Origin of the sequence: Mycobacterium sp. ACS4054 (genome assembly GCF_001667275.1) — a bacterium.
Taxonomy (GTDB): domain Bacteria; phylum Actinomycetota; class Actinomycetes; order Mycobacteriales; family Mycobacteriaceae; genus Mycobacterium.
Genome location: NZ_LZHV01000061.1, coordinates 329381 through 354443, shown reverse-complemented (window position 1 = coordinate 354443; position 25063 = coordinate 329381). Strand labels below are relative to the sequence as shown.

At 69.9% G+C, this 25063-nt stretch carries 23 protein-coding genes and 1 tRNA gene; 11 read left to right on the top strand and 13 right to left on the bottom strand.

Annotated elements, in window-relative coordinates; genetic code table 11:
• Positions 1 to 31: 31 nt before the first annotated feature.
• The 5 genes from A5730_RS20285 to A5730_RS20265 form a co-directional block, all read right to left on the bottom strand.
• Positions 32 to 104: transfer RNA gene (locus tag A5730_RS20285), tRNA-Ala, on the bottom strand.
• A gap of 51 nt (positions 105 to 155) precedes the next feature.
• A complete protein-coding gene (gene glpR / locus A5730_RS20280) occupies positions 156 to 1178 on the bottom strand; it encodes a gephyrin-like molybdotransferase receptor GlpR (RefSeq protein WP_067904326.1) in 1023 nt (340 codons plus the stop codon).
• A 163-nt stretch (positions 1179 to 1341) separates the two neighbouring features.
• Positions 1342 to 1995 carry a GNAT family N-acetyltransferase gene (locus A5730_RS20275; protein ID WP_067904527.1) on the bottom strand — a complete coding sequence of 218 codons (654 nt, stop codon included), beginning with the start codon at positions 1993 to 1995 and terminating at the stop codon, positions 1342 to 1344.
• A gap of 21 nt (positions 1996 to 2016) precedes the next feature.
• Positions 2017 to 3306 (bottom strand): gephyrin-like molybdotransferase Glp, encoded by a 1290-nt coding sequence (gene glp / locus A5730_RS20270; protein ID WP_067904323.1) that lies wholly within the window; start codon positions 3304 to 3306, stop codon positions 2017 to 2019.
• A gap of 51 nt (positions 3307 to 3357) precedes the next feature.
• Complete coding sequence (locus A5730_RS20265; protein WP_067904320.1) at positions 3358 to 4266, bottom strand: UTP--glucose-1-phosphate uridylyltransferase; 909 nt, start codon at positions 4264 to 4266, stop codon at positions 3358 to 3360.
• A 76-nt stretch (positions 4267 to 4342) separates the two neighbouring features.
• Here A5730_RS20265 and A5730_RS20260 point away from each other — a divergent pair, with 76 nt between their 5' ends.
• From A5730_RS20260 to mscL, 4 genes are all read left to right on the top strand, one after another.
• Positions 4343 to 4936 (top strand): 5-formyltetrahydrofolate cyclo-ligase, encoded by a 594-nt coding sequence (locus A5730_RS20260; RefSeq protein WP_067904317.1) that lies wholly within the window; start codon positions 4343 to 4345, stop codon positions 4934 to 4936.
• A gap of 88 nt (positions 4937 to 5024) precedes the next feature.
• The gene (locus A5730_RS20255) at positions 5025 to 5351 is read left to right on the top strand and encodes an FmdB family zinc ribbon protein (protein WP_067904314.1); all 327 of its coding nucleotides are present in this window, start codon (positions 5025 to 5027) and stop codon (positions 5349 to 5351) included.
• Positions 5352 to 5418: 67 nt separating this feature from the next.
• The gene (locus A5730_RS20250; protein WP_067904311.1) at positions 5419 to 6081 is read left to right on the top strand and encodes an SAF domain-containing protein; all 663 of its coding nucleotides are present in this window, start codon (positions 5419 to 5421) and stop codon (positions 6079 to 6081) included.
• A gap of 67 nt (positions 6082 to 6148) precedes the next feature.
• Complete coding sequence (gene mscL / locus A5730_RS20245; RefSeq protein WP_067904308.1) at positions 6149 to 6607, top strand: large-conductance mechanosensitive channel protein MscL; 459 nt, start codon at positions 6149 to 6151, stop codon at positions 6605 to 6607.
• 6 nt (positions 6608 to 6613) lie between these two features.
• Here mscL and A5730_RS20240 read toward each other — a convergent pair whose 3' ends face one another.
• From A5730_RS20240 to rpmF, 5 genes are all read right to left on the bottom strand, one after another.
• On the bottom strand, positions 6614 to 7171 hold the full coding sequence (locus A5730_RS20240) for a molybdenum cofactor biosynthesis protein B (protein ID WP_055402749.1): 558 nt from the start codon (positions 7169 to 7171) through the stop codon (positions 6614 to 6616).
• Positions 7171 to 8649: a S1C family serine protease gene (locus tag A5730_RS20235; RefSeq protein ID WP_067904305.1), complete on the bottom strand. Its 1479-nt coding sequence runs from the start codon at positions 8647 to 8649 to the stop codon at positions 7171 to 7173. Before A5730_RS20235 ends, A5730_RS20240 begins: the two co-directional genes overlap by 1 nt.
• Before the next feature lie 72 nt (positions 8650 to 8721).
• A complete protein-coding gene (locus A5730_RS20230; protein WP_067904303.1) occupies positions 8722 to 10260 on the bottom strand; it encodes a HAMP domain-containing sensor histidine kinase in 1539 nt (512 codons plus the stop codon).
• A 16-nt stretch (positions 10261 to 10276) separates the two neighbouring features.
• Positions 10277 to 10966, bottom strand: a complete 690-nt coding sequence (gene mprA, locus A5730_RS20225) for a two-component system response regulator MprA (protein ID WP_067904300.1) — start codon at positions 10964 to 10966, stop codon at positions 10277 to 10279.
• 66 nt (positions 10967 to 11032) lie between these two features.
• Complete coding sequence (gene rpmF / locus A5730_RS20220) at positions 11033 to 11206, bottom strand: 50S ribosomal protein L32 (RefSeq protein WP_007168835.1); 174 nt, start codon at positions 11204 to 11206, stop codon at positions 11033 to 11035.
• A 291-nt stretch (positions 11207 to 11497) separates the two neighbouring features.
• Between rpmF and A5730_RS20215 the strand changes: the two genes are divergently transcribed.
• The 7 genes from A5730_RS20215 to A5730_RS20185 all read left to right on the top strand — a co-directional run bounded on the left by A5730_RS20215 (position 11498) and on the right by A5730_RS20185 (position 20694).
• Positions 11498 to 13207 carry an acyclic terpene utilization AtuA family protein gene (locus A5730_RS20215; RefSeq protein ID WP_067904297.1) on the top strand — a complete coding sequence of 570 codons (1710 nt, stop codon included), beginning with the start codon at positions 11498 to 11500 and terminating at the stop codon, positions 13205 to 13207.
• Positions 13204 to 14352, top strand: coding sequence for an acyl-CoA dehydrogenase family protein (locus A5730_RS20210; RefSeq protein WP_067904294.1), 1149 nt, complete (start codon positions 13204 to 13206; stop codon positions 14350 to 14352). Before A5730_RS20215 ends, A5730_RS20210 begins: the two co-directional genes overlap by 4 nt.
• Complete coding sequence (locus tag A5730_RS20205) at positions 14349 to 15944, top strand: acyl-CoA carboxylase subunit beta (RefSeq protein ID WP_067904291.1); 1596 nt, start codon at positions 14349 to 14351, stop codon at positions 15942 to 15944. Before A5730_RS20210 ends, A5730_RS20205 begins: the two co-directional genes overlap by 4 nt.
• 5 nt (positions 15945 to 15949) lie before the next feature.
• Positions 15950 to 17989 carry a biotin carboxylase N-terminal domain-containing protein gene (locus A5730_RS20200; RefSeq protein WP_067904288.1) on the top strand — a complete coding sequence of 680 codons (2040 nt, stop codon included), beginning with the start codon at positions 15950 to 15952 and terminating at the stop codon, positions 17987 to 17989.
• Positions 17986 to 19152, top strand: coding sequence for an acyl-CoA dehydrogenase family protein (locus A5730_RS20195; RefSeq protein ID WP_067904285.1), 1167 nt, complete (start codon positions 17986 to 17988; stop codon positions 19150 to 19152). The genes A5730_RS20200 and A5730_RS20195 overlap by 4 nt, the downstream gene beginning before the upstream one ends.
• Positions 19152 to 19985, top strand: a complete 834-nt coding sequence (locus A5730_RS20190; RefSeq protein ID WP_067904282.1) for an enoyl-CoA hydratase family protein — start codon at positions 19152 to 19154, stop codon at positions 19983 to 19985. The genes A5730_RS20195 and A5730_RS20190 overlap by 1 nt, the downstream gene beginning before the upstream one ends.
• Before the next feature lie 106 nt (positions 19986 to 20091).
• Positions 20092 to 20694 (top strand): DUF1707 domain-containing protein, encoded by a 603-nt coding sequence (locus tag A5730_RS20185; protein ID WP_055402732.1) that lies wholly within the window; start codon positions 20092 to 20094, stop codon positions 20692 to 20694.
• 10 nt (positions 20695 to 20704) lie between these two features.
• On the opposite strand, the gene A5730_RS20180 is transcribed toward A5730_RS20185, so the two are convergent.
• From A5730_RS20180 to A5730_RS20170, 3 genes are read right to left on the bottom strand one after another with little or no spacing between them, the layout of a single operon-like run.
• Positions 20705 to 21553 (bottom strand): aldo/keto reductase, encoded by an 849-nt coding sequence (locus A5730_RS20180; protein ID WP_067904279.1) that lies wholly within the window; start codon positions 21551 to 21553, stop codon positions 20705 to 20707.
• Positions 21554 to 21610: 57 nt separating this feature from the next.
• A complete protein-coding gene (locus A5730_RS20175; RefSeq protein ID WP_082946914.1) occupies positions 21611 to 23644 on the bottom strand; it encodes a VWA domain-containing protein in 2034 nt (677 codons plus the stop codon).
• On the bottom strand, positions 23637 to 25022 hold the full coding sequence (locus A5730_RS20170; RefSeq protein WP_067904272.1) for an ATP-binding protein: 1386 nt from the start codon (positions 25020 to 25022) through the stop codon (positions 23637 to 23639). Before A5730_RS20170 ends, A5730_RS20175 begins: the two co-directional genes overlap by 8 nt.
• Positions 25023 to 25063 lie beyond the last annotated feature (41 nt).

The following is a 25063-nucleotide window of genomic DNA, read 5'->3' as shown; positions in this document are numbered from 1 at the left end:
AACGCAGAGGCTCTGACCTGCTCAAACTGTGTGGAGCTAAGGGGATTCGAACCCCTGACCTACTCGATGCGAACGAGTCGCGCTACCAACTGCGCCATAGCCCCTGATCGCTAGCAGGCTACCAGCCGCGGCGCGAACCGCCGAACACCCCGGCGCTACTCGCCGACGGCGCGCGGCAAGTCGCGGGGCCAGCCGTAGTTGCGCATCGGCATCGCGTAGTCCAGGTGCTCGAAGATCGGGTCCTCGTCGTCGATCTCCAGCACCACCGCGCCCGGGCGGCGCAGCCGCGACGGGACCACGTCGTAATCCCGGTCGTAGGCGTTCTCCACACCCATGCGGGCCCGCGCCATCCGCTGCATGCGGCGGCGACGCACCTTCTCCTCGATGCGGGTCTGGCGGCGCAGGTACGCCAGGTAGAGCAGCGTCACGGCGGTGGCGGCGCCGCACGCCCACCACGCCGTCGGCGAGATCTTGAACGCGGCCGTGGCCGTGCCGACCAGGACGACGGCCATGACCATCAGCACGCGCTTGCGAAACTTGTACTTGCGGGCGCTCACCGCGGCGGCGGTCTTCGCGTCGAACCGGCGCCGGCGCGAGGCGTTCCGCGGGATCGGCGCCGGCATCTCCTCGTCGTCGGCTTCGGCGTCCGGCTCCAAACCCGAGGAGTCCTCGACGTACTCGTAGCCCTCGTCGTCTTCGTCGCCGTGCTGGGCGACCACGTCGGTGTCGGAATCCTCGTCGTCCTCGTCGGCTTCGGGTTCCTCCTCGACCGCGGCGGCGACGCCCGCCGCCAGCGCCTGCGAATCCTCGACCACGTCGACGTCGAGGTAGTCGGGCTCGGCGCGCTCGGGCGTCGCGAGCTTCATGACGACGGGACGCGCGGCCTGCAGCTCCTCGGTGTCGTGCTCTTCGTCCTCGTCCTCGCCCTCGGCGAGGTCGACGTCGCTTTCGGCCGACCCTTCCGCCGGCTTCCAGTCCGGATCGCTGCGATGACCGGCGGCCGGGCCATTGCGCTTGAGCAGGCGGGAATTCGCACCCCCGTTGAGGACCCGGGTCGCCAGGGCCACGTCGCTGGTGCGCCGCACGGCGTCTCGTTTGCTGACGAGCATCGGCACCAAGACGAACAGCCAAAGCACAACGAGCGAGATCCACAACAGTGACTGCGGGATGCTTGGCATGACGACCTGCTCTCTTCGGTTCCGATCCCCGCGAGGCTTGGCCAGCGCGGCCGGGTCTTAGTGACCAGCACAATTACACACCTGTAATTTGGCTCTCACAAGCACCACGAGTCACTCGTGTCGCGATAGCCACAGATAGGCCCCGCTTGCCAGGGCGGCGCGGTCATGCCCAGCTGGCGTGCCCGCCCCGAACCAGGGTCGATGCCACCGATCCGGACACCTCTTCGGCGGTGATGGCCATCAACAGGTGGTCCCGCCAGGCCTTGTCCACCTCGAGGTAGCGCTGCAACAACCCCTCTTGGCGGAAGCCCACCTTCGCCAGCACGGCCCGGCTGGCGGCGTTCTCGGGCCGCACGGTGGCCTCGACGCGGTGCAGCATCACCGGGCCGAAGCAGTGGTCCAGGCCCAGGGCCAGCGCGGCCGTGGCCACCCCGCCGCCGGTCGCCGACCGCGGCACCCAGTAACCGATCCAGGCCGACCGCAGCGCCCCGTGGGTGACGTTGCCGATGGTCAGCTGGCCGCAGAACTGCCCGTCGAGTTCGATGACGTAGGGCAGCATGCGGCCCGCGCGGGCTTCGGCGCGCAGACCGGAACACAGCGCAGGCCACGCCGCGACCGTGTGCCGGCTCGTCCAATCGGTCTCGGCACTGGGTTCCCACGGCTCGAGGTGCGCGCGGTCGGCCAACCGGATGCGGCTCCACTGGGCGCCGTCGCGCATCCGCACGCCGCGCAACCGGACGACGCCGGCCGGAACGCGCAGCGGCCCCACCTCGAGTGGCCAGCCCGGATGACGGGCGTTGGTGCGCAACAGGTTCACGAGCGTGCGGAGTCGTTGCACTTAACCGCGCTGAGCCAGGAAGGCGACGTCGACGATCTCGCCGGTGCGTATCTGTTCGGCGCCGCTGGGCACCACCACCAGGCAGTTCGCCTCGGCGAGGGTGGCCAGCAGGTGCGAGGACGCGCCGGGGGCCCCGCCCAGCGCCTGCACCAGGTACTCGCCGGTCTCCTGGTCGCGCATCAGCTGGCCGCGCAGGTAGCCCTTCCGCCCGGCGACCGAGGTGATCGGTGAGAGCGTGCGAGCCTGGATGATTCGGCGCATCGGCTGGCGCTTGCCCAGCGACAGGCGGATCAGCGGCCGCACCATCACCTCGAAGACCACCAGGGCGCTGACCGGGTTCGCGGGCAGCAGGAACGTCGGGACGCCTTCGCGACCGAGCTGCCCGAACCCCTGCACGGACCCCGGGTGCATGGCGACGCGAACGACTTCCATCTCCCCGAGCTCGGACAGCACCGACCGCACCGCCTCGGCCGCCGCCCCCCCGACCCCGCCGGCGATCACCAGAACCTCGGCGCGGTTGATCTGGCCCTCGACGGTCTCGCGGAATTCGCGGGCGTCGTTGCCGACGATGCCGATGCGGTTGACCTCCGCGCCGGCATCCCGGGCCGCGGCCGCCAAGGCGTAGGAGTTGACGTCGTAGACCTGGCCGTTGCCCGGGGTGCGCGATATGTCGACCAGTTCGCCACCGACGGCCAGCACCGCCACCCGCGGCCGCGGATGAACCAGCACCCGTTCACGGCCGACCGCCGCCAGCAGGCCGACCTGGGCGGCCCCGATGACCGTGCCCGCGCGCACCGCGACGTCGCCCGGCTGCACGTCGTCGCCGGTGCGGCGCACGTACGCCCCCGACGGCGCCCCCCGCAGGATCCGCACCCGGGTGCTGCCGCCGTCGGTCCAGCGCAACGGGATCACGGCGTCGGCCAGCATGGGCAGCGGGGCGCCCGTGTGCACGCGGGCGGCCTGGCGGGGCTGCAGCCGGCTGGGCGTGCGCGCCCCGGCCTCGATGGTGCCCATCACCGGCAGCACCAGGCCCTCACGCCGGTCTTCGTCGATTTCCGTGCCGGGCGGCTCGCCGAGGCTCTCGGCACCCACTTCCCCGACACCGAGCACGTCGACGCTGCGCACCGCGTACCCGTCGATGGCGGCCTGATCGAAGCCGGGCATCGGGCGCTCGGTGACGACCTCCTCGGCGCACATCAGGCCCTGCGCCTCGGCGATGGCCACCTTGATGGGCCGCGGAGCCACCGCGGCGGCCGTTATCCGGGCCTGCTGCTCCTCAACAGAACGCACAGCGCGCCTCTCTGCCGTCTACGGGCGCCCGCTTGGCCGGGTATCGGCCGGCTACTTCTCGGCCAGGCCCAACCGCGCCACCAACCATCGCCGCAAATCCGGGCCGTAGTCGTCACGATCCAATGCAAAGTCAACCGCAGCCTTGAGGTAGCCGCCGGGATTTCCCAAGTCGTGTCGAGATCCGCGATGCACGACGACATGCACCGGGTGGCCCTCGGAAATCAGCAACGCGATCGCGTCGGTGAGCTGCACTTCGCCGCCCACCCCATGCTCGACGCGGCGCAGCGCGTCGAAGATGGCCCGGTCGAGCACGTAGCGGCCCGCCGCGGCGAACAACGACGGGGCGTCCTCGCGCTTGGGCTTCTCGACCATGCCGTTGACCTTCAGTACGTCGGGGTCGGCACCGGGCACCGGCTCGACATCGAAAACGCCGTAGGCGCTGATCTCTTCGGGCGCCACCTCGATGGCGCACAGCACCGAGCCGCCGTAGTCCGCGCGCACCTTTGACATCGTCTCCAGGACGCCGGTCGGCAGCACCAGGTCGTCGGGCAGCAGGACCATCACGGCGTCGTCGTCGGACGTCAGCGTGGGCTCCACGCAACTGATGGCGTGCCCCAGGCCGAGCGGCTCGGCCTGCACCACGGACTCGACCTTGATCAGCTGCGGCGCCCGGCGCACCTTGTCGAGCATCGCCTTCTTGCCGCGGGCCTCCAGCGTGCCCTCGAGCACCAGGTCCTCGACGAAGTGGGCGACGACGCCGTCCTTGCCCTCGGAGGTGATGATCACCAGCCGGTCGGCGCCCGCCTCGGCCGCCTCGGCGGCGACGAGCTCGATGCCGGGCGTGTCGACGACCGGCAACAGCTCCTTGGGCACCGTTTTCGTCGCGGGCAGGAAGCGGGTACCAAGACCGGCAGCGGGCACGATCGCCGTGTGTGGGACCACCACGTTTGGGCTTGACATTGTTCACACGATAACCCGAACGCCGTTTGCCGAGTCGATGTGGCGCGGGCAAAGACGGGGCTGCAATGGTTGTCCCATGGCGACCACCGGCAAGGCCGCGTTGCGCGAGCAGCTGCAGGCGGCCCGGCGCCGCGTTGCCGAGGACGTTCGGGCCGCGGAGGCGCGAATGCTCAGTGCGCGACTGGAAGCCTTGGAAGGCGTCGTGAGCAGCGGCGACACCGTGTGCGCCTTCGTGCCGGTGGGCGCCGAACCGGGCTCGATCGACATGGTCGAGGCGTTGCTGCGGCGGTGCGCACGGGTGCTGCTTCCGGTTGCGCGCACCGCCGCCGACAACGCGCCGCTGCCCCTGCGCTGGGGCGAATACCGGCCCGGCACCCTGACGTCGGCGCGTTGGGGATTGCTCGAGCCGCCGGAGCCGTGGCTGCCCGCGTCAGCGATCGCCGAGGCGAGCCTGATCCTCGTGCCGGCGCTGGCCGTCGACCGCTCCGGGGTGCGGTTGGGCCGGGGCGGCGGCTTCTACGACCGATCGCTCGGCGGTCGGGACCCCCGGACGCGGCTGGTCGCTGTGGTGCGCGACGCGGAATTGGTGGACGAGTTACCGGCCGAGCCGCACGACATTGCGATGACCCACGCCCTCACGCCGCGGCGGGGCTTGATCGCCCTCGGGTAACAGTTCGGGAATGAGTGACATCACGTGGCGGTTCTAGCACTTGAGACGCTAGAGTGCTAACAGACTTTGCAATCATCCGGAGGTTTTCGTGCCGACTTACAGCTATCAGTGCACCGAGTGCGACGATCGCTTCGACATCGTGCAGGCCTTCACCGACGACGCGCTGACCACGTGCGAGCGCTGCTCCGGCCGGCTGCGCAAGCTGTTCAACTCCGTCGGGGTGGTATTCAAGGGCAGCGGCTTCTACCGCACCGACAGCCGGGAGTCCGGCAAGAAGACGGGCTCGAGCAACGGGTCCTCGTCGAGCGACTCGGGTTCGGGCTCGTCGTCGAGCGAGAAGTCGACCGGGTCGAGCGGCTCGAGCGACAAGTCGGGCGCCAGCTCCACGGCGTCCACCGCGGCCGCGTCGGCCTGACGGGTTATCCACAATCGCCGTCGTCGGCGGCATCCGCCCCTGAACGGGCTGCGCTTACCGTTGCCGCGTGCGCGAATCGTCGCTGAACCCAAGCCTGTTCGGCCGCCTCTGGACGCTGCGTCCGGACTGGACTCGGACCGTCATGGCGCGGCGGGTCGCCGCGGGCGGGCTCGTGGTGCTGGCCGGCCTGGCGGCGCTGCGCTCCAACCCGGCCGGTGATTACGCCGACGTGGTGGTCGCCGATCACGACCTGCGGCCCGGCGCCGCGCTGACCCCGGACGACGTTCGCCTCGAAAAGCGTTTGGCCACAACCATTCCCGATGGTTCGTTGGTCGATGTGCGGACCGTGACCGGTTCGACGCTGGCCGGCCCGGCCAGGCGCGGCGAGGTCCTCACCGACGTCCGGTTGCTGGGCAGCCGGCTCGCGGAAGTGACCGCCGGGCCCGGTGCCCGCATCGTGCCGCTGCGGCTGGCCGACAGCGCCCTGATCGACCTGGTCCGCGTCGGCGACGTCGTCGACGTGCTGGCCGCGCCGGCGGCATCGACGGAGACCGCCCAGGCCACCCCCAAGGTGGTGGCCACCGACGCCGTCGTGGTGCTCGTGTCGGCCAAGCCAAAGCTCCAGGGCGCGGACGGTGACCGCGTAGTGTTGGTGGCGCTGCCGGCCCGCGTGGCGAACACGGTGGCGGGCTCGGCGCTGGGCCAGGCGGTGACCCTCACCCTGCACTGAGCGCCCCGCCGCGGTTGGCCAAGCAGCCGACAGCAAACTCTGTCCAATCCCAGGAAGGACATCTTCAATGTTCAAAGGGTTCAAGGAGTTTCTGTCGCGGGGGAACATCGTCGACCTGGCCGTCGCGGTGGTCATCGGTACCGCGTTCACCGCGCTGGTCACCAAGTTCACCGACAGCATCATCACGCCGCTGATCAACCGGATCGGCGTCAATCAGCAATCCAATGTCGGCGCCCTCAAGATCGGCATCGGCGGCGGTCAGACGATCGACCTGAACATCCTGCTGTCCGCCGCGATCAACTTCATCCTCATCGCCGCGGTCGTGTATTTCTTCGTCGTGCTGCCCTACAACACGTTGCGCAAGCGCGGTGAGGTCGAGCAGGCCGACGACGCGCAGGTGGTCCTGCTGACCGAGATCCGCGACCTGCTCGCGCAGACCAACGGGGATTCATCGGGCAGGCACGGCGGCTCGGCGGCCACGACGCCGCCCCCGGAGCACGGCCCGCGCGCGGACGCCGAGGCGTAGGACGGGTTAGATTTCCAGGCTCGACAGCTGCCCGATGATCTGGGCGGCCAGCGGGTTCAGCGTCGCCATGCCGTCGCGCACCGCATAGCGGGAACCCGCCAGGTTCACCACCAACGTGCTGCCGGAGACCCCGGCCAGGCCGCGTGACAGCCCGGCGTCGGTGATGCCCGCGGACAGTCCCGACGCCCGGATGGCTTCGGCGATGCCGAGGATTTCGCGATCCAGGATCTCGCGGGTGGCCTCAGGGGTGACGTCGCGCGGCGTGACACCCGTCCCGCCGACGGAGACCACCAGGTCCACCCCGCCGATCACCGCGGTGTTGAGCGCGTTGCGGATCTCGACCTCGTCCGCAGCGACCGCAACCACACCGTCGACGACGAAACCCGCCTCGGTCAGCAGCTCGGTGACCAACGGCCCGCTGTGGTCCTCGTCCCCGTGGGCCGTGCGATCGTCGACCACCACGACCAGGGCCCGGCCAACGACCAACTCCGCGCCCGTTTCCATGGGTGCCACCGTATAACCGAGCTCCGACAATCCCGCTGCGGAGGGTTCTTCGACTCGCATTACTGATCCGCCTTCCCCAGGGTTACCGGCACGGTACGGCTGCCACCAGCGGGATCCTGGAAGGTCAGCGATATCTTGTCGCCGGGCGCCTTGGACCGCACGGCGGCGACCAACGCGTCGGCACTGCTGATCGGGCGGTCATCGACCTTGGTGACGGTGACGTTCTTGGGCACCCCGGCGGTCGCGGCCGCCCCGCCCGGCACGACGTCGACGACCTTGGCGCCCGGCGAACCCTTGTCGTTGGTCACCTGCACGCCCAGCGAGGCGTGGGACGCCTTGCCGCTGCTGATCAGCTCGTCGGCGATGCGCTTTGCCTGGTCGACGGGGATCGCAAAACCGAGGCCGATCGAACCGCTCTGGGCGTCCGGCGAGTCCCCACCCAGGGTGGCGATCGCCGAATTGACGCCGACCAGTTGACCCTGCATGTTGACCAGCGCGCCGCCGGAGTTACCCGGGTTGATGGCGGCGTCGGTCTGGATCGCGTCCAGCACGGTGTTCTGGTTGCCCGACTCACCGGTGGTGGACACGGGCCGGTTCAGCGCGCTGACGATCCCGGTGGTGACGGTTCCCGACAGGCCCAGCGGCGACCCGATGGCCACCACTGGTTGGCCGACGCGCAGATCCGACGACGAGCCCAGGGAAATCGGGGTCAGGCCGGAGACGCCCTGCACGCGGATGACGGCGATGTCGCTGGTGGGGTCGGCGCCGACGACCGTGAACGGCGCGGTGCGACCGTCGGCGAAGGTCACCGTGGTCTTCGGGGCGGGACCGCCCGGTCCGCCACCGGGACCTCCGGGCGGAGCGCCGGGGGGCGCACCGGGCGGAGCGGGCGGCTTGGGCGTCCCGGCGGCCGCGGCGACCACGTGGTTGTTGGTGAGGATCAGCCCATCGGCCGAAAGGATGATGCCGGAGCCCTCCTCGGACTGCCGGCCCAGGTCGGTCTCCAGCATGACGACGCTGGGCACCACCTTGGCGGCGACCTGTTCGACGCTGCCCGGCGGCATGTTCGCCGCCGGGACGCTGGGCGCGCCGCCGCCGGTGATGATGTGCCCGCTGCCGTTGTTCGAATGCGTGCCCAGCTCGACGGCCGTCGCCGCGGCGCCGCCGCTGCCGGCCGACACCACCGCGATGGCCAAGGCGCCCACAGCCAACAGCCCTGCGCGGGGCCGTTTTTGGGGGCCCGGGGGCATCGGCGGCAGCATGCCGGGAATCGGGCCCGTCCCCGTGGCCCCGGGAATCGGGCCTACCCCGGTGCCACCGGGGATGCGGCCTGGGCCGGTGCCGCCGAACGGGTCGTAGGGCTGCCGGAACTGGCCGGTCGGCTGCGATTGCTGCCGCCAGTCGAACGGCTGGCCGTACGGTTGCCCCTGGCCATAAGCAGAGGCCCCCGGGTGACTCGGGTTGGGCGCAGGCTGATTCGGCGCAGGACGATATCCCGGCTGCTGCGGCGGTGGCGAATACCTCGGGTCATTCGTCATGTCGCTACGTCGCTCTTCCTCTATGTATTCGGCTCGGCGGCTCGACTGGGCCCTTCAACCCTAGCCGCAGACCTAGGTTGCCCGCGCGGACTGAGAGTCCACTGAGATAACGTTCGCCGGTTCCCGAGAGTTCGACTCCCCGGTCGCCACGGGAACGGTGGGGTCGGTGCCCGATTCCTTGTCGGCGGGTGCCGGATACGCCGGCGGCGGCATCGGCCGCCCGGGCAGCAGCACGTAGAACGAGGTCCCCGGTGGCTGACCGCCCGGCAAGGTGTCCTCGACCCGAAGCAATCCGCCGTGGTTGAGCACGACCTTCTTGACGATCGCCAGCCCGAGCCCCGAACCGGGCATCGCGCGGGCGGTCGTCGAACGGTAGAACCGCTCGAACACCAGGCGGCGTTCGTGCGGCGGAATGCCGGGGCCCTGGTCGGACACCACCAGCTCCGCGTGCGACGGGTCGAGTTGCCGCATCCTGACGCCGACGAGGCCGCCCGGCGGGCTCCACTTGGCCGCGTTGTCCAGCAGGTTCAGCACCGCGCGCGACAGCCCGGCGGCGTCGCCGAACGTCTGCCAGGGCGTCACGTCGACGTCGAAGTGAATGTCGTTGCGCCGCCGCCGGACTCGCTCGAGGCTGCGTTCGACGACCTCGGACATGTCGACGGGTTCGTGCACCACCTGGCCGGCGTCGTCTCGGGTGAGGTCCACCAAATCGCCCACCAGCGTGGAGAGCTCCTCGATCTGCGCCAGCACGTCGGCGCGCAGGCCGACCATCTCCTGCTCGGGCAGCCGCGGCGCCCCGGGTTCCATCGACGCCATCAGCAGCTCGACGTTGGTGCGCAACGACGTCAGCGGGGTGCGCAATTCATGCCCGGCGTCGGTGACCAGCCGCGCCTGCCGCTCGCGCGACTCGGCCAGCGCGCGCAGCATCAAGTTGAAAGCCTCGGTGAGCCGGGCCAATTCGTCGCTACCGAACACCGGAATGGGCCGCAGGTCGTCGGTGCGCGCCACCCGTTCGGCCGCTTCGGTGAGGCGGGCCACCGGGCGGAGCCCCGCCCGGGTGACCATGCCGCCGGCCACCGCCGCGACCGCGACGCCGACGCCGCCGACGATCAGCAGCACCCAGCGCAGCTTGGTCATCACCGCCTCGGTCGGTTTGAGGCTCTTGGAGATCAACAGCGAGCAGCCGTTGGGCAGGTGGATGGCCAGGACCCGTTGATCGGCCGCCGTGCGCCGCGACATGAACAGGTCACCGCGGATCACCGCTTTCTCCGGCGCGCCGACGGGCAGCGTCTGGCCCGGCTGCTGCGCCGTATAGATCGAGTGGCCGGGATTGACCAGCATCGCGTTGACATCGGAATAGGCGGTGCCCTCGATGGCCTTCCCGGGGTCGGCGGCCAGCGAACCGCTGGCGATCAGCAGCTGCGCCCGGCTTTGCAGCTGATTGTCGATGTCGTTGTACAACGCGGCCGAGATCACCGCGTACACGGCGAACGCCATCAGCACGACGACCATCGCCACCATCGACATCGCCAGCAGCATCACGCGCCACCGCAGGGACAACGAGCTGGTGGCGCGCAGCGGTACGCGTTGGGGCCGTTGGTACCGGATCATCGGCGAGGGTGGCTGGTCACGGCGGCGTCTCCCGGAGGACGTAGCCCACGCCACGCACCGTGTGGATGAGTCGTGGTTCTCCGTCGGCCTCGGTCTTGCGGCGCAGATAGCCGACGTAGACCTCCAGCGCGTTGCCGGAGGTGGGGAAGTCGAATCCCCACACCTCCTCCAGAATCCGGCTGCGGGTCAGCACGCGGCGCGGATTGGCGATCAGCATCTCCAGCAGGGCGAATTCGGTGCGGGTCAGGCTGATCTGCCGTTGCCCGCGGGTGACCTCCCGGGTCACCGGGTCCAGCGTGAGATCGGAGAACGTCATGGCCACCGAATCGGCGTCCTCGTCGTCGGGCTTGGTGCGGCGCAGCAGGGCCCGCATCCGCGCCAGCAGCTCCTCGAGCGCGAACGGCTTGGGCAGGTAGTCGTCCGCGCCGGCGTCCAGGCCCGCGACCCGCTCGGAGACCGAATCGCGGGCGGTGAGCACCAGGATCGGCAGGTCGTCGCCGGTGCTGCGGAGCTGACGGCACACCTCGAGGCCGTCGAGCCGCGGCATCATCACGTCGAGCACGAGCGCGTCGGGCCGGTCGCTGGCGATCAGCTCCAGCGCCTCCACCCCGTCGTGGGCCAACTCGACCGAGTAGCCATTGAAGGAAAGCGACCGGCGCAGCGATTCACGCACTGCGCGGTCGTCGTCGACGACCAGTATCCGCACGGGCCTAGTGTCGTCCCGACGCCTGAGAGCGGGCTGAGAGGCGCGCCGCGTATTTGCCGAGATTAACTAACGGCGATCGAGGTCGATCAGGCCGAGGCGGGCGGCCTTGAGCAGCCGGCGGGGCACCTTGTGCTTCTGGCCCGCGACCGTCACACCGACGAGCTCGGTCTTGGTGGCCTTCCACTGCGCGCGACGGCTACGGGTGTTCGCGCGCGACATCCTGCGCTTGGGTACGGCCATGGTCGGGCCCAACTCCTCGTCTCGGGGGCTTGTCGCGCGGCGTGGCCGGTGCGGCCGAACGTGCGACGATTGCTACCAGGATAGTCGGTGGCCTGCCGCGCACCAAAATGGCGCCCGCGGGCGTCGAGATTGCCGTGGCGGCTGTGATCCGGGCGCGGACCACGACCATGGCGGCAATCTCGGCGCGGCAAGCGGCGGGGGCGTCCTTGACGGGGCGCCGGCGCGACCCGCTAACCTACCGGTTGGTTGGTTGGTTTGCGCTCACCGGTGAATCGCAGATGGGAGGACGCCGTGGCCTCTGCCCCTGGTCGTGGCGCGGTCCGGATCGCGAACTGCTCCGGCTTCTACGGCGATCGGCTCTCGGCGATGCGCGAGATGCTCACCGGCGGCGACGTGGACTACCTGACAGGCGACTACCTGGCCGAACTGACCATGCTGATCCTGGGCCGCGACCGGATGAAGCATCCCGAACGCGGCTACGCCAAGACCTTCGTCACCCAGCTCGAGGACTGCCTGGGCGAGGCCCGCGACCGGGGTGTTCGCATCGTCGCCAACGCCGGCGGCCTAAACCCGGCCGGCCTGGCCGACGCGCTCCGCGCCCTGGCCGAGCGCCTCGGCATCCGGGCCAGCATCGCCCACGTGGAGGGCGACGACCTGCTGGGCCGCGCCGCCGAACTCGGGCTGGGCACCCCACTGACCGCCAACGCCTACCTGGGCGCCTGGGGCATCGTCGAGTGCCTGGACCACGGCGCCGACGTCGTCGTCACCGGCCGGGTCACCGACGCGTCGGTGATCGTCGGGGCGGCCGCCGCGCACTTCGGTTGGGAGCGCACCGACTACGACCGGCTGGCCGGGGCGGTGGTGGCCGGCCACGTCATCGAGTGCGGGGTGCAGGCCACCGGCGGCAACTACTCCTTCTTCACCGAAATTGCCGACCTGGGCCACGCCGGCTTCCCACTGGCCGAGGTGCACGCCGACGGCTCCTCGGTGATCACCAAGCACCCGGGCACCGGCGGGCTCGTCAGCGTCGACACCGTCACGGCGCAGCTGCTCTACGAGATCAGCGGTGCCCGCTACGCCAACCCCGACGTCACCGCCCGGATGGACACCGTCGAGCTGTCCGCGGACGGCCCCGACCGGGTGCGCATCAGCGGCGTGCGCGGGGAGGCGCCGCCGCCCACCTACAAGGTGTCGCTGAACAGCATCGGCGGATTCCGCAATTCCATGACGTTCGTGCTGACCGGTCTCGACATCGAGGCCAAGGCCGACTTGGTGCGCCGGCAGCTCGAGGCCGCGCTCACCGTCAAGCCCGCGGAGCTGCAGTGGTCGCTCGCCCGCACCGACCACACCGACGCCGACACCGAGGAAGCGGCCAGCGCGCTGCTGCACTGCGTGGTCCGCGATCCCGATCCCGCGAACGTCGGGCGCCAATTCTCCTCGGCCGCGGTGGAATTGGCGCTCGCCAGCTACCCGGGCTTTCACGTGACCGCCCCGCCGGGTGACGGCCAGGTCTACGGGGTGTTCACCGCGGGCTACGTCGACGCCACCCAGGTGCCGCACGTCGCGGTGCACGCCGAGGGTACCCGGGTCGAGATCCCCTGCGCCGCGGACACTTTGGAGCTCGCGCCCGCCGCTCCCCCGCCGCTGCCGGAGCCGTTGCCCGACGGGCCCACCCGCCGCGTGCCGCTGGGCCGCATCGCCGGGGCGCGCAGCGGCGACAAGGGCGGCTCGGCCAACGTGGGGGTCTGGGTTCGCACCGACGAACAATGGCGCTGGCTGGCCAACACGCTGACCGTCGACCTGCTCAGGGAGCTGCTGCCGGAAGCGGCGGAGTTCGACGTCACCCGGCACGTGCTGTCGAACCTGCGCGCGGTCAACTTCGTCATCGACGGCATCCTCGGCCAGGGCGTCGCCTATCAGGCACGGTTCGACCCCCAGGCCAAGGGGCTGGGTGAATGGCTGCGCGGCCGCCAGGTCGACATCCCCGAAAGGCTCCTATGAATCTTTGGACGACGCCGGAGCGCGAAGAGTTGCGAAAGACGGTGCGCTCCTTCACCGAACGGGAGATCCTTCCCCACGTCGACGAGTGGGAACGCGTCGGCGAGCTCCCGCGCGAGCTGCACCGGCGCGCCGGGGCGGCCGGGCTGCTGGGCGCGAACTTTCCCGAGGCGGTTGGCGGGGGCGGGGGCGACGGCGCGGACGCGGTGATCATCTGCGAGGAGGTGCACCAGACCGGCGCTCCCGGTGGTGTTTTCGCGTCGCTGTTCACCTGCGGCATCGCGGTGCCGCACATGATCGCGTCCGGCGATCAGCGGCTGATCGAGGAGTTCGTCCGGCCGACGCTGACCGGCGACAAGATCGGCGCGCTGGCCATCACCGAGCCCGGCGGCGGTTCGGACGTCGGGCACCTGCGAACCTCGGCGGTGCGGGACGGGGATCACTACGTGGTCAACGGCGCCAAGACCTACATCACCTCCGGGGTCCGCGCCGACTACGTCGTCACCGCGGTGCGCACCGGTGGCCCCGGGGCGGCGGGGGTTTCCCTGCTGGTGATCGAGAAGGGCACTCCGGGTTTCGAGGTAAGCCGCAAGCTGGCCAAGATGGGATGGCGGTCCTCCGACACCGCCGAACTGTCCCTCGTCGACGCGCACGTGCCGGCGGCCAACCTGGTCGGCCCCGAGAACAGCGGCTTCCTGCAAATCGCGCAGGCCTTTGTGGCCGAGCGCATCGGCCTTGCCGCACAAGCGTATTCGAGCGCCCAGCGGTGTCTTGACCTGACGCTGCAGTGGTGCCGCGACCGCGAGACCTTCGGCCGGCCGCTGATCTCGCGCCAGTCGGTGCAGAACACGCTCGCCGAGATGGCCCGGCGCATCGACGTCGCCCGCGTCTACTCCCGCAACGTGGTCGAGCGCCAGCTCGCCGGCGAGACCAACCTGATCGCCGAGGTGTGCTTCGCCAAGAACACCGCCGTCGAGGCCGGCGAATGGGTGGCCAACCAGGCCGTGCAGCTGTTCGGCGGCATGGGCTACATGGCCGAATCCGAGGTCGAACGCCAATACCGCGACATGCGGATCCTGGGCATCGGCGGCGGAACCACCGAGATCCTGACCGCACTGGCCGCGAAAACGCTTGGATATCAATCATGACCGTCCTGCAGTCCACGCTCGACCCGCAATCCGCCGCCTACTCCGACGCGGCGTCGACGGCGGCCTCCCGGCTCGAGGAGATCGACGCCGAACTCGCCAAAGCGCTTGCGGGCGGCGGCCAGAAGTACGTCGAGCGCCACCACGCCCGCGGCAAGCTGACCGCCCGCGAACGCATCGAGCTGCTCGTGGACCCCGACTCCCCGTTCCTGGAGCTCAGCCCGCTGGCGGCCTACGGCAGCGCGTTCACCGTCGGCGCCAGCACGGTCACCGGGATCGGCGTGGTGTGCGGGGTGGAATGCCTGATCGTCGCGAACGATCCGACCGTCAAGGGCGGCACCAGCAACCCGTGGACCCTGAAAAAGATCCTGCGCGCCAACCAGATCGCGTTCGAAAACCGGCTGCCCGTCATCTCGCTGGTGGAATCCGGCGGGGCGGACCTGCCCACCCAGAAGGAGATCTTCATCCCCGGCGGGCGGATGTTTCGCGACCTAACCCGCCTGTCGGCGGCAGGCATCCCCACCATCGCCCTGGTTTTCGGCAACTCCACCGCCGGTGGTGCCTACATTCCCGGCATGTCCGATCACGTGGTGATGATCAAGGAGCGCTCGAAGGTGTTCCTCGCCGGCCCGCCGCTGGTGAAGATGGCCACCGGTGAGGAGTCGGACGACGAGTCACTGGGCGGGGCCGAAATGCATTCCCGCGTTTCCGGTTTGGCGGATTACTTCGCGGTCGACGAGCTGGATGCCATCCGCATCGGTCGCCGCATCGTCGCCCGGCTGAACTGGCGCAAAGAGGGCCCGGCGCCCGGGCCGGTCATCGATCCGTTGTTCGACGCCGAAGAGCTGATCGGCATCGTGCCCGCGGATCTGCGCATCCCGTTCGACCCACGCGAGGTGATCGCCCGCATCGTCGACGGCTCCGAATTCGACGAATTCAAGGCCATGTACGGGTCTTCGCTGGTGACCGGGTGGGCCCGCCTGCACGGCTACCCGCTGGGCATCCTGGCCAACGCGCGCGGCGTGCTGTTCAGCGAGGAATCGCAGAAGGCGACCCAGTTCATCCAGCTGGCCAACCGCTCCAACACCCCACTGTTGTTCCTGCACAACACCACCGGCTACATGGTGGGCAGGGACTACGAAGAGGGCGGGATGATCAAGCACGGCTCGATGATGATCAACGCGGTCTCCAACTCGACCGTCCCGCACATCTCGCTGTTGATCGGTGCCTCCTACGGCGCCGGCCACTACGGCATGTGCGGCCGGGCCTATGACCCCCGGTTCCTGTTCGCCTGGCCCAGCGCCAAGTCCGCGGTGATGGGCGGCGCCCAGCTGGCGGGCGTCTTATCGATCGTCGCCCGCGCCGCCGCCGAAGCCCGCGGCCAGCAGGTCGACGAGGACGCCGACGCCGCGATGCGGGCCGCCGTCGAGGGGCAGATCGAGGCCGAGTCGCTGCCGCTGGTCCTGTCCGGGATGCTTTACGACGACGGGGTGATCGACCCGCGCGACACCCGCACCGTGCTGGGAATGTGTCTGTCCGCCATCGCAAATGGCCCGATCAAGGGGACGTCGAACTTCGGCGTCTTCCGGATGTGAGCCCCATGGTCACTCGAGTGCTGGTCGCCAACCGGGGCGAGATCGCCCGACGGGTGTTCGCCACCTGCCGGCGGCTGGGCCTGGGCACCGTCGCGGTCTACACCGACCCGGACGCCGCCGCGCCGCACGTCGCCGAGGCCGACGCCCGGGTCCGGCTGCCCAAGACCAACGACTACCTCAACGCGGAGGCGATCATCGCGGCCGCCCACGCCGCGGGCGCCGACGCCGTACATCCGGGATACGGGTTCCTTTCGGAGAACGCCGACTTCGCCGCCGCCGTGCAGGCCGCGGGCCTGACCTGGATCGGGCCGCCGGTGGACGCCGTGCGGGCGATGGGCTCCAAGATCGAGTCCAAGAAGCTGATGGCCGCCGCCGGGGTCCCGGTGCTCGACGAGCTCGACCCAGACACGGTCACCGAGGCGCAACTGCCGGTGCTGGTCAAGGCCTCCGCCGGCGGCGGCGGCCGCGGGATGCGGGTGGTGCGCGAATTATCGGCTCTCGCACGCGAAGTGGAGGCGGCGCGCCGGGAGGCGCAATCGGCGTTCGGCGACCCGACCGTGTTCTGCGAGCGCTACCTGCCCACCGGGCACCACATCGAGGTGCAGGTGATGGCCGACGCCCACGGCACCGTCTGGTCCGTCGGGGAACGCGAATGCTCCATTCAGCGCCGGCACCAGAAGATCATCGAGGAGGCCCCCTCCCCGTTGGTCGAGCGCACACCCGGCATGCGGGTCAAGCTGTTCGACGCGGCCCGGCTGGCCGCCGGGGCGATCGGCTACACGGGCGCCGGGACGGTTGAATTCCTCGCCGACGATGACGGCGAGTTCTTTTTCCTCGAAATGAACACCCGGCTGCAGGTCGAGCACCCGGTGACCGAGGAGACCACCGGCCTCGACCTCGTCGAACTGCAGATCGCCGTCGCCGACGTCGCCGAGCTCGACGCCGAACCCCCTGCCGCGCAGGGCCATTCGATCGAGGCCCGCCTCTACGCCGAAGATCCCGCGCAAGGCTGGCAGCCGCAGGCCGGCCACGTGCATACCGTCGACGTACCGGCCGTCGGTGCGCGGTTCACGACGCTCGGACACCGGACCGGGATCCGGCTCGATTCGGGCATCGCCGCCGGATCCACGGTGTCCATCCACTACGACCCGATGCTGGCCAAGGTCATCTCCTGTGCGCCGACGCGCCGCCAAGCGGCGCTGGTGCTGGCCGACGCGCTCGCCCGCACCCGCCTGCACGGTCTGCGCACCAACCGCGAGTTGCTGGTCAACGTCCTGCGCCACCCCGCCTTTCTCGACGGCGCCACGGACACCGCGTTTTTCGACACGCACGGCCTGGAGAAGCTGTCCGCTCCCCTGGCCGACGCCGCCACCGTCCGGTTGTCCGCGATCGCCGCCGCGCTCGCCGACGCCGCGCACAACCGCGCGGCCGCGCCCGTCCTGGGCTCGCTGCCCAGCGGCTGGCGCAACCTGCCGTCCGGCTACCAGGCCAAGACCTACCGCGATGCCGACGGCGGTGAGCACCGCGTCGAATACCGCTTCACCAGAACGGGATTGCGGCTGTCCGACGACGAACAGGTCCAGCTCGTCTCGGCCACGCCCGAGGAGGTGGTGCTGGCCGACGGCTCCGGGGTGGCGCGCGCCCTCACGGTCGCGCGCTACGGCGACGACGTCTACGTCGACTCGGCGCGCGGGCCCGTGCACCTGGTCGCGCTGCCGCGTTTCCCGGAACCGGGTTCGGCCGTCGAACAGGGTTCCCTGGTGGCGCCGATGCCCGGCAACGTGATTCGGATCGGCGCCGCGGTCGGCGACACCGTCGAGGCCGGCCAGGCGTTGATCTGGCTCGAGGCGATGAAGATGGAACACACCATCACCGCACCGACCGACGGGGTGCTCGCCGAACTCAATGTGAAGGTGGGCCGGCAAGTCGAGGTCGGCGCCGTCCTCGGAGTGATCGCAAGCGCGGCGGAGCCGGGCGCGGCGGGTCACGACCATCTCAACCTGGCAAGGGTGGAAGCGCCGCAAGCAGAAGGAGATCCAGCATGACCGACACCAGCTTCATCGAGAGCGAGGAGCGGCAGGCCCTGCGCAAGTCGGTGGCCGCCTGGGCCGCCAACTACGGCAGCGAGTACTACCTGCGCAAGGCCCGCGCGCAGGAGCACACCGACGAATTGTGGTCCGAGGCGGGCAAACTCGGCTTCCTCGGGGTGAACCTGCCCGAGGAGTACGGCGGCGGCGGCGCCGGCATGTACGAGCTGTCGCTGGTGATGGAGGAGATGGCGGCGGCGGGCAGCGCGCTGCTGCTGATGGTGGTGTCGCCGGCCATCAACGGCACGATCATCAGCAAGTTCGGCACCGACGAGCAGAAGAAGCGCTGGATTCCCGGCATCGCCGACGGGACCCTGACGATGGCCTTCGCCATCACCGAGCCCGACGCCGGGTCCAACTCGCACAAGATCACCACCACCGCCCGGCGCGACGGCGGTGACTGGATCCTCAAGGGCCAGAAGGTGTACATCTCCGGCATCGACCAGGCGCAGGCCGTCCTGGTGGTGGGCCGCACCGAGGAGGCCAAGACCGGCAAGCTGCGGCCCGCGCTGTTTGTGGTGCCCACCGACGCCCCCGGATTCACTTACACGCCAATCGAAATGGAGCTGATCAGTCCCGAACGGCAGTTCCAGGTATTCCTCGACGACGTCCGGCTGCCGGCCGATGCGCTGGTGGGTTCGGAGGACGCCGCGATCGCGCAGCTCTTCGCGGGGCTCAATCCCGAGCGGATCATGGGCGCCGCCAGCTCGGTCGGGATGGGTCGGTTCGCGCTCGAAAAGGCCGCCGACTACGTCAAGACCCGCCAGGTGTGGGGCACGCCGATCGGCGCGCACCAGGGGCTGTCACACCCGTTGGCGCAGTGCCACATCGAGGTGCAACTGGCCAAGCTGATGATGCAGAAGGCCGCCGCGCTGTATGACAGCGGTGACGACGCCGGCGCGGCGGAGGCGGCCAACATGGCGAAATATGCTGCGGCCGAAGCGGCTACCCGCTCGGTGGACCAGGCCGTGCAGTCGATGGGCGGCAACGGGCTGACCAAGGAGTACGGCGTGGCCGCCATGCTCGCCTCGGCGCGGCTGGGCCGGATCGCCCCCGTCAGCCGGGAGATGGTGCTCAACTTCGTGGCGCAGACCTCGCTGGGTTTGCCCCGGTCGTACTGATGGAAACGCTGGTCGAATACGCCGGTCCCGCCGACAGCGGCGGACCGTTCGCGCGCCTGACGCTGAACTCGCCCCACAACCGCAACGCGCTGTCGACCGCGCTCGTCGAGCAGTTGCACCGGGGCCTGCGTGACGCCGCGGCGGACCCGGATGTGCGCGCGGTGGTGCTGGGGCACACCGGCAACACGTTCTGCGCCGGGGCCGACCTGAGCGAGGCGGGCGGCGGGGACGCGAGTGGCGATCGCGAGGGCGGCGAAGCCGGGCGAAGCGGGTCGCCACCATCGGCATACGACATGGCCCTCGCCCGCGCCCGGGAATTGACGGCGGTGTTGCGGGCCATCGTGTCGTCGCCCCGGCCGGTGATCGCCGCCATCAACGGGCACGTCCGCGCCGGCGGGTTCGGGCTCGTCGGCGCGTGTGACATCGCCGTCGCCGGCCCGCGCAGCACCTTCGCCCTGACCGAGGCCCGCATCGGCGTCGCGCCGGCGATCATCTCGCTGACGCTGCTGCCGAAACTGTCGCCGCGCGCCGCGGCGCGCTACTACCTGACAGGCGAGACGTTCGACGCCGGCGCCGCGGCGGAGATCGGGCTCATCACGATGGCGGCCGAGGACGTCGACGCCGCCGTCGGCGGGCTGCTCGCCGACGTGGGCCGCGGTTCGCCGCAGGGGTTGGCGGCCTCCAAGGCGCTGACGACGGCCGGGGTGCTGGAGGGGTTCGACCGTGACGCGGAACGGCTCGCCGAGGAATCGGCCCGCCTCTTCGTGTCCGACGAAGCCCGCGAAGGCATGCTGGCGTTCCTGCAGAAGCGCGCCCCTAGCTGGGCAAGTTAGCCAGGTGTCAAACAACCGCCCCCGCTCGGACGGGGCGGCGCGGGGCAACATTGCAGTTTGACCAATCCTCTTGCGGCAATAGCCGGACGTCGTAGGCTCGTGGGTGATGAGCAACTCTGCACAACCCGATGCGAACGACACGCGCGACGAATCGTCGCGCGCGGCCGACACCGATCGCATCCAGATCGCACAGTTGCTGGCCTACGCCGCCGAGCAGGGCCGCCTGCAGCTCAAGGACTACGAAGACCGCTTGACCAAGGCCTATGCTGCGACAACGTACGCGGAACTGGACCAGCTGCGGGCCGACCTGCCGGGCGCACCGGTCAACCCGCGCCGGGGCGGCAAGCCCAACCCGGCGCCGTCCACGCTGCTGCTGGCCCTGCTGAGCGGCTTCGAGCGGCGGGGTCGATGGAACGTGCCCAAGAAGCTCACCACCTTCACACTGTGGGGCAGCGGGGTGGTCGATCTGCGCTACGCCGACTTCACCTCGACCGAGGTCGACATCCACGCGATGTCCATCATGGGCGTGCAGAACATTTTGCTGCCGCCCGAAGTCAACGTCGAAATCCACGGCCGCGGCGTGATGGGCAACTTCGACCGCAGCGTCCTCGGCCAAGGCACGCCCGGCGCGCCGACGGTGCGCATTCGCGGCTGGTCGCTTTGGGGCGGTGTCGGCATTCTGCGCAAGGCGCGCCGCCCGCGCGGGTAGCCCGCGGCCGTCAGCCCGGCACGTAGTCGAACTTGTCGGGGTTGGGCCCGTTGCGTCCCGACTCGCCCTTGTCCAGGGCTGAAATCGCTTCCATGTCGGAATCGTCCAACTCGAAGTCGAATAGCTCGAAGTTCTCTTTGACCCGCTCCGGGGTCACCGACTTCGGAAAGACGATGTCGCCGCGCTGAATGTGCCAGCGCAACACCACCTGCGCCGCCGACTTACCCCGGGCATCGGCGATGCGGTTGATCACCGGGTCGTCGAGCACCTTGCCCTGCGCGATGGGCGCCCACGCCTCGGTGGCGATGCCGTGCTCGCGTCCGTACGCCCGGACCTCCTTGTTGCCGAAGTACGGATGAAGCTCGATCTGGTTGACCGACGGCACCGTGTCGGTTTCGGTGGCGAGCCGTTCCAGGTGCGCCACTTGGAAATTCGAGACACCGATGCTGCGGGCGCGCCCGTCCCGGGCGAACTCTTCGAAAACCTTCCAGGTCGAGACGAAGTCGCCATCGTACAGCGTGGGCAGCGGCCAGTGGATGAGAAACAGGTCCACGTAATCGGATTCCAGCGCCTGCAGCGTTCGGTCGAACGCGCGGCGCGCATCGTCGGGTTTGTGAAAACCGTTGTTCAGCTTGCTGGTGACGAATACGTCGGCGCGATCCAGTCCGGCATCGCGAATGCCTTGTCCCACTTCGGCTTCGTTGCCGTACATCTCGGCGGTGTCGATGTGTCGGTAGCCGATCTCCAGCGCGGTCTTGACCGCCGCGGCCGTCTCGTCGGGCTTGATCTGGAACACCCCGAAGCCAAGCTGCGGGATGCTGACACCATTGTTGAGTTCGATCGTCGGAACCTTGCTCATGCGTCTCCTCCTTCTCGCTCCGTGTACCCGGTCGAGTGAGCACCTATCCCTTAAGGATCAGCGGCGGCGGGACCGGAGGTAGTCACCCACCACCGCCGCACCCAGGCCGTCGAGGTCGGGGACCACGACGCGACCCTCGACGCGCCGGGCGACCTGATCGATGAACCGGGCCAGGCCCGGGTCGCTGCCCAAGCGGAAGATGGTGATCTGCGCGCCGAGGCGGGCCATGTCGTCGAACCCGCGCACGGTGTGGGCGATGGTCCGCGGATGCGGCGGGTAGTCGAAGAACACGGTCGTACCCTCACCCTCGAAGTCCTCCAGGTGAGCGGTGGGCTCGCCATCGGTCACCACCAGCACGACGGGCTGCGCGTTGGGATGCCGTCGCAGGTGACGACCGGCCAGCGCCAACGCGTGATGCAGGTTGGTGCCCTGCTCGTAGACGCCCTCCAGACCGGTGAGCTCGGCGGCCGTCACCGTCCGCGCGTACCGTCCAAACGCGATGATCTGCAAGGCATCCGAACGAAATCGCGTGCACACCAGGTGGTTGAGCGCCAGCGCCGTCTGCTTCATCGGCAGCCACCGATTCTCCATCACCATGGAGAACGACGTGTCGACCAGCAGCGCCACCGCGGCCTGGGTGCGCGTCTCGGTCTCGGACACCTCGACGTCGTCGACCGTGATGTTCAGCGATCCGGCGGCGCCGTCCAGCGTGGCGGTGCCCGCCCGCCTCAGCACCGCGTTGGTCAGAGTGCGGGAGATGTTCCACGGCTCGGTGTCGCCGAACTGCCAGGGCCGGGTGGCGCCGGTCAGTTCACCGGCCGCGCCCGCCCGCCGATGGTCCCGCTCACCGCGCCGGCCGGAAAGCTGTTGCGCCACATCGCGCAATGCCGTCTCGCCGAGCCGGCGCATGGCCTTGGGCGAAAGCCGCCACTGGCCGTCGGAACCGCGGTCCAGGAAGCCCTGATTGACCAGGGCGCGTTCCAATTCGGCGAGCGTGCGGGCGTCGACGGCGGCCTGGTCGCCGAGTTGGCGCGCCAGGGCGTCGAGATCGACATCGTCCATGGTGGCGCCCGGGTAACTCTGCGAAAGCTGCTCGGCCAGTTGCTCGAGCTCCGCGACGTCGGCCAGCGCCTGGGTGCCCTCGCCCATGCCGAACGGATTGTCGCCGGAGAACTGCTCGGACCCCGTCCAGTCCTCCGCCGGCCGGGCTGCCTGCAAGTGCGCGTCGAGCCGATTCAGCGCCTGCATCAGGGAGGGCGACCCGAATGCCTGCTGCGCCAAGGCATCCAGCTCGGCGCGCTGGTCCGGGCTCAGGCTGTTGCGGAAGCGTTGCGCGGCCGCGGCGCGCTTGGCCAGCGAGTCCAGCAGCTCGTCGACATTGCGCGGGTTCTCCGGGAAGAACTCGCCGTGCTTATCCATGAATTCGTCGAAGTCTTGCTGGGTGTCGTCACCGCGGGCGTGCTTGTCGAGCAGCTCGTTGAGGTCGTTCAGCATCTCGTTGACGCGCTGGCGGTCCTCGTCGGTGGCGCCCTGCAGCGCCTCCTTCATGCCGGCGAAGCGCTGGTCGAGCATCTCGCGTCCGAGCAGATCCTTGATCTGGTCGTACTTTTCGCGGGCCTCGTTACTGCGCCAGTTGTAGTCGGAGAGCTCTTGGACGGCCTTGGCGGGTGAGGCGGGCAGCGTGTCGAGCTGCAGTTCGCCGAAGCGGGCATCGTCGTCGAGTGCGCGGGCGAGTTCCTTGCGCTCGGCCAGCACGGCCTCGTCGAGCAGCTTCTTGATCTCCTGCAGGGTGCCGTCCAAGTTGTTGCGGCGCAACAACTCCCGTCGCCGCCGGTTCGCCTCGGCCGCCAGCCGGTCGGCGCCGGGCATGTTCTTGGTGCCGCGGCGCAACAGCTCGGACAACGCGCGGCGCGGCGACGTGCCGGCCATGACGTCCTGGCCGATCTGCTCGAGGGCCTCGCGCAGGTCCACCGGCGGGGCCAGCGGGTCGGGCCCGCCGGTGTACGCCGAGTACCGGGACGAATGGCCTAGTGACGATCGCGAGCGCGGCGAAGCCGGGCGCTGCGGGTCGTCACCATCAGACCTAGCCATAGACGGTTTGGCCCTCCCCGGACACCTTGTCGATGCGCTTGGCCAGATAGAGCGCCTCCAGTGCGAGCTCGAGCGCCGCCGCGCGCTCGCCCTCGGACTGGGCGTTGACCTTGGCCGCGATCTTGTCCACCACCGGCAGGCTCGGGATGGCGGCCAGCACGTCCTTGGCCGACACCCGCTCGCCCGTCGTGACCGCCGAACCGCCCTCGACCGCGGACACCAACGATCCGACATCGATGCCGCCGAGCACCCGCGACGCGGTGTCGGCCGTCGCCCGGCGCAGCAGGTGTTCGAGCACGGCCTGCTCGCGGCCCTCCTCGCCGGATTCGAATTCCAGCTTGCCGCGCAGCACGTCGATCACCGTGCCGAGGTCCACCACCCGGGCCACCGGGTCGGTCTCCCCCAGCACCGCGCCGCGGTGCCGGGCGGCCGCCGCCACGGTCTCGGCCGCCGCGATCGCGAACCGCGCCGACACCCCGGAGCGTTGGTCGACCGAATTGGACTCCCGCAGATAGCGGGCGAACCGGGCGATCACCTGCATCAGGTAGTCGGGCACCTGGGCGCTCAGGTGGGCTTCCTGCACGATCACGCCCACCTCGGCCTCGAGCTCCAGCGGGTAGTGGGTGCGGATCTCCGCGCCGAACCGGTCCTTGAGCGGGGTGATGATGCGGCCGCGGTTGGTGTAGTCCTCGGGGTTGGCGCTGGCGACGACGAGCACGTCCAGCGGCAGGCGCAGGGTGTACCCGCGGACCTGGATGTCGCGCTCCTCCATCACGTTGAGCATCGACACCTGGATGCGCTCGGCCAGGTCGGGCAGCTCATTGACCGCGACGATGCCGCGGTGCGCGCGCGGGATCAACCCGTAGGCGATGGTTTCCGGGTCGCCGAGGCTGCGGCCCTCGGCCACTTTGATCGGGTCGATGTCACCGACCAGGTCGGCGACGCTGGTGTCGGGGGTGGCCAGCTTTTCGGTGTAGCGCTCGCTGCGGTGCCGCCACTCCACCGGCAGGTCGTCGCCCAGCGTCGCGGCCTTGCGGATGGACTCCGGCGTGATCGGCGAGAAGGGATGCTCCCCCAGTTCCGCCCCGGCGATCACCGGCGTCCACTCGTCGAGCAGACCGACGAGGGCCCGCAACAGCCGGGTCTTACCCTGGCCACGCTCGCCGAGCAGGACGAAGTCATGACCCGCGATGAGCGCCCGCTCCAGCTGGGGCAGCACCGTGTCGTCGAAACCCAGGATCCCCGGCCACACCTCGTCACCCTCGGCCAACGCCGTCAGCAGGTTTTCCCGGATTTCCTGTTTGACTCCCCGCTCGCGGTGACCGGCGGCACGCAGTTCGCCGACGGTGCGGGGCAGATTGCTGGGTGATGGCACCACTCCACGCTACGCGTTGCCCCTCCGGCTCACGCGCCGAGCGT